This window comes from Mesorhizobium sp. M4A.F.Ca.ET.020.02.1.1, assembly GCF_004022645.1.
Taxonomy (GTDB): domain Bacteria; phylum Pseudomonadota; class Alphaproteobacteria; order Rhizobiales; family Rhizobiaceae; genus Mesorhizobium.
Map to the genome: position 1 here is coordinate 1 of NZ_RZOI01000529.1, position 4,382 is coordinate 4,382.

The 4,382-nt window shown below is 62.7% G+C and carries 3 protein-coding genes and 2 pseudogenes; 3 read left to right on the top strand and 2 right to left on the bottom strand.

Going from position 1 to position 4,382, the window contains the following annotated elements; all coding sequences use genetic code 11:
* The 3 genes and pseudogenes from gcl to EN742_RS25885 all read left to right on the top strand — a co-directional run.
* A pseudogene (gene gcl, locus EN742_RS25875) lies at nucleotides 1-1,691 on the top strand (glyoxylate carboligase); the annotation flags it as partial.
* A gap of 173 nt (nucleotides 1,692-1,864) precedes the next feature.
* Nucleotides 1,865-2,662, top strand: a complete 798-nt coding sequence (gene otnI, locus EN742_RS25880) for a 2-oxo-tetronate isomerase (RefSeq protein WP_127407120.1) — start codon at nucleotides 1,865-1,867, stop codon at nucleotides 2,660-2,662.
* Between the two features lie 107 nt (nucleotides 2,663-2,769).
* Nucleotides 2,770-3,687: a 2-hydroxy-3-oxopropionate reductase gene (locus tag EN742_RS25885; protein ID WP_127407121.1), complete on the top strand. Its 918-nt coding sequence runs from the start codon at nucleotides 2,770-2,772 to the stop codon at nucleotides 3,685-3,687.
* Nucleotides 3,688-3,824: 137 nt separating this feature from the next.
* On the opposite strand, the gene EN742_RS25890 is transcribed toward EN742_RS25885, so the two are convergent.
* Both EN742_RS25890 and EN742_RS25895 read right to left on the bottom strand, forming a co-directional pair.
* Entirely contained in the window at nucleotides 3,825-4,238 is a 414-nt protein-coding gene (locus EN742_RS25890) for a hypothetical protein (protein ID WP_128333434.1), read from the bottom strand.
* A 13-nt stretch (nucleotides 4,239-4,251) separates the two neighbouring features.
* A pseudogene (locus tag EN742_RS25895) lies at nucleotides 4,252-4,382 on the bottom strand (23S rRNA (guanosine(2251)-2'-O)-methyltransferase RlmB); the annotation flags it as partial.

Sequence of the window (4,382 nt, forward strand, 5' to 3'; positions counted from 1 at the left end):
AACCCGCTTTATTCGTCGCTGAAGGCGAGGGGCACCATTCGTCACGTTCTCGCGCGCCATGTCGAGGCGCCTCGCATATGGCCGAAGGCTATACGCGGGCCAAGGCCGGCAATATCGGCCTCTGCATCGGTACCTCCGGTCCGGCCGGCACCGACATGATCACCGGGCTCTATTCGGCGGCGGCCGATTCCATTCCGATCCTTTGCATAACTGGCCAAGCTCCCCGCGCGCGCCTCAACAAGGAGGATTTCCAGGCCGTCGACATCGCCGCGATCGCCGCGCCGGTCGCCAAATGGGCGGTCACCGTCATGGAACCCTATCTGGTGCCGATGGCGCTGCAGAAGGCCTTTCATCTGATGCGCTCGTCGCGGCCCGGCCCGGTCCTCATCGACCTGCCGGTGGATGTGCAGATGGCCGAGATTGAATTCGACATCGACGCCTACGAGCCGCTCGCCCCCTTCAAGCCGGCGATGACGCGCGCCCAGGCGGAGAAGGCGCTGACGATGCTCAATCAGGCGGAAAAGCCGCTGATCGTCGCCGGCGGCGGCATCATCAATGCCGACGCGTCCGACCTGCTGATCGAGTTCGCCGAGGTCACCGGCGTGCCGGTCATTCCGACGCTGATGGGCTGGGGCACGATCCCTGACGACCATCGGCTGATGGCCGGCATGTGCGGGCTGCAGACCTCGCACCGCTATGGCAACGCGACGATGCTGGAAGCCGACTTCGTCTTCGGCATCGGCAATCGCTGGGCCAACCGCCACACCGGCTCGGTCGACGTCTACACCAAGGGCAAGAAATTCATCCATGTCGATATCGAACCGACCCAGATAGGCCGCGTGTTCGCGCCGGACCTCGGCGTTGTCTCGGATGCCGGCGCCGCGCTGAAGATGCTGCTTGACGTCGCCACCGAATGGCGGACGGCGGGCAAGCTGCGCGACTGGTCGGGCTGGGCGAAGGAATGCCAGCAGCGCAAGAAGACGATGAAGCGCAAGACGCATTTCGAGCAGGTGCCGCTGAAGCCGCAGCGCGTCTATGAGGAGATGAACAAGGCTTTCGGCCGCGACACCACCTATGTCACCACGATCGGCCTGTCGCAGATCGCCGGCGCGCAGTTCCTGCATGTCTACAAGCCGCGCAACTGGATCAATTGCGGCCAGGCCGGCCCGCTCGGCTGGACGCTGCCGGCGGCGCTCGGCGTGCGCGCGGCCGATCCGGATCGCGATATCGTCGCGCTCTCCGGCGACTACGATTTTCAGTTCATGATTGAGGAACTGGCGGTCGGAGCGCAGCACAGGCTGCCCTACATCCACGTCGTCGTGAACAACGCCTATCTCGGCCTGATCCGCCAGGCGCAGCGTGGCTTCTCGATGGACTACGAGGTCAGCCTCGCCTTCGAGAACGTCAACCGCGCTAACGACCCCGAGGCAGGCTACGGCGTCGACCATGTCGCGGTCGCCGAGGCGATGGGCTGCAAGGCGGTTAGGGTGCGTAAGCCGGAAGAGTTCGCCGGCGCCTTTAAGCAAGCGCAGCGCCTGATGAAGGAGCACCAGGTTCCGGTCGTGCTCGAATTCATCCTCGAGCGCGTCACCAACATTTCCATGGGCACGGAAATCGACAAGATCACCGAGTTCGAGGAATTGGCCGAACGCAATGAGGATGCGCCGACGGCCATCATGATGTTGGACTAGGCGTGCTGATATTCAGGTAAGGCAGGCCTGCAAACGGCGCCTTCCTGCGCCTCCGGTGCTCACGTACAGAAAGTACGCTCCGCTCCGGTTCTCGAAAGTCACCGTTTTGGACGCTTCGCGCCTGTCTGCGACTCCGGCTCGGCGTGGGCCAGCCAAAAAGAAGGAGAAAAAGAATGCCGCGTTTTTCAGCCAATCTGTCGATGCTCTTCGGCGAGCACGAGTTCCTCGACCGCTTCGATGCCGCCGCCCGCGCCGGCTTCAAGGGCGTCGAATATATCGGCCCTTACGATCATGCGCCGGACGTCGTCGCCGCGCGCCTGAAGAAGAACGGGCTGACGCAGGTTCTGTTCAACTTGCCGCCGGGCGACTGGGCAAAGGGCGAGCGCGGCATAGCCGTGCTTCCCGATCGGGTACCGGAATTCCGGCAAGGGGTGGCCAAGGCCATCACCTATGCGCATGCGCTCGGCTGCGAGCAGATCAACTGCCTTGCCGGCATCGCCCCACAGGGAGCCGACCGAGCGGTGCTGGAGAACGTCTTTGCCGAGAATCTGGCTTTCGCGGCCGAGAAGCTGGAGCAGGCCGGCATCCGGCTGCTGGTCGAGCCGATCAACACGCGCGACATTCCGGGATTCTTCCTCAATTACAGCGGCCAGGCGCTGGCGCTGTTCGACCGCATAGGCTCGAAGAACCTGTTCCTGCAATACGACATCTACCACATGCAGATCATGGAGGGGGATCTCGCCCGTACCATCGAGGCAAACCTCGACCGTATCGCGCATATCCAGCTTGCGGACAATCCCGGACGTCACGAGCCGGGGACGGGCGAGATCAACTATCCCTTCCTCTACGAGCACATCGACCGGCTCGGCTATGCCGGCTGGATTGGCGCCGAATACAAGCCGAAGGCTGGCACGGACGCAGGGCTGGGCTGGTTCAAGGCATTGGCCGGCCAGGGCAGCGCGGCCGCCTAAAGCCTTCCTTCTCCCCGTCACTATACGGGGAGAAGGTGCCGGCAGGCGGATGAGGGGCAGCGGCGTACCTTCGGCTAGTTGCAGTTACGAATTTCAGGAGCGAAACAATGGAAACCATCGGCTTCATCGGACTGGGCATCATGGGCGCTCCGATGGCGGGGCATTTGCTGGATGCCGGCTACCCCGTCGTCGCCAGCGACCATCGCTCCAAACCGCCGGCTGACCTGATCGGCAAAGGCCTGAAGACCGTCACCGGCCATGCCGCCGTGGCGAAGGCGGCTGATATCATCATCACGATGGTGCCTGACACGCCTCAAGTCGCCGACGTCCTGTTCGGCGACAATGGCGTTGTCTCGGGCCTCAGCAAGGGCAAGCTGGTCATCGACATGAGTTCGATCTCGCCGATCGAGACCAAGACCTTCGCGAAAAAGATCAACGATCTCGGCTGCGACTATCTCGACGCGCCGGTATCGGGCGGCGAGGTCGGCGCCAAGGCTGCCTCGCTCACCATCATGGTCGGCGGCGAGGAACAAGCCTTCGAGCGCGCAAAGCCGGTGTTCGAGAAGATGGGCAAGAACATCACCCTCGTCGGCCCGAACGGCGTCGGCCAGACGACCAAGGTCGCCAACCAGATCGTCGTGGCGCTCACCATCGAAGCGGTCGGCGAAGCGCTTGTCTTCGCCTCGAAGGCGGGCGCCGATCCGGCCAAGGTTCGCCAAGCGCTGATGGGCGGGCTCGCCGCCTCGCGCATCCTCGAAGTGCATGGCGAGCGCATGATCAAGCGCACCTTCGCGCCCGGCTTCCGCATCGAACTGCACCAGAAGGACCTCAACCTGGCGCTGGAGGGCGCCAAGGCGCTCGGTGTTTCGCTGCCCAATACGTCCACCGCGCAGCAACTCTTCAACGCTTGCGCCGCCAACGGAGGTGCCAAGGAGGATCACTCGGCGCTGGTCAGGGCGCTGGAGCGGATGGCCAATTTCGAGGTCGGCGGCCAAGCAACCGAAGCCAAGGGCAAAGCAGCATAGGTCGGGAGAAGGCGGCGCAACGTTCCCAAGCTGCCAGCTCTTGCCTGCCAAGAACGGGTTCCTGCGTCAAACGCCGGAGCCCGTTTCTCATATTCCGCGCAACCACGAGATGAGCGTCGGCGCAAATCGCGATGTGGTTAGGGAAATTGCTGGTTGATGTCCGCCAGCTTGAACTTGTCGATTTCAGCCCCGATCCGCTCAAGCGCAGGAACAAGTGTGCCGTTCTCGAACGCCTGGCCGAGAGCTCCGTCAACCCACCTTTCATCGGCCAGGTTGCAGGCGACCCGATGATGGATCTCCGTGGCGTCCATGGAGGTCAAGTCTCCTGGACTTTTGGGCAGCCAGGTCTCCCAACAGGCATCGTCGAGAAATTTTTTGATATCGGCGGGATTTTCAAGCGTATGGACAAGCCGAAATATGTCTTCCATCAACACATGGTAGCGGTCGTTCGCCTCGTCGTAGAACTCCGATGGAGTGAGCGTTCGTAGAGTGCCGATTGTGCTCGCAAGAAACGCAAGCCATTCGCCCCGATCTGAGAACGTCTCGAACATCCAGGTCGCTCGTTCAATCCTCGGAAAGGAACTTTCGCGCCGCATAAAGGCTCACCGCCGCCGCGTTGGAAACGTTCAACGAGCGTATCGCACCCGGCATGTCGAGGCGGGCGAGCGCCGTCACCGTCTCGCGCGTCTTCTGAC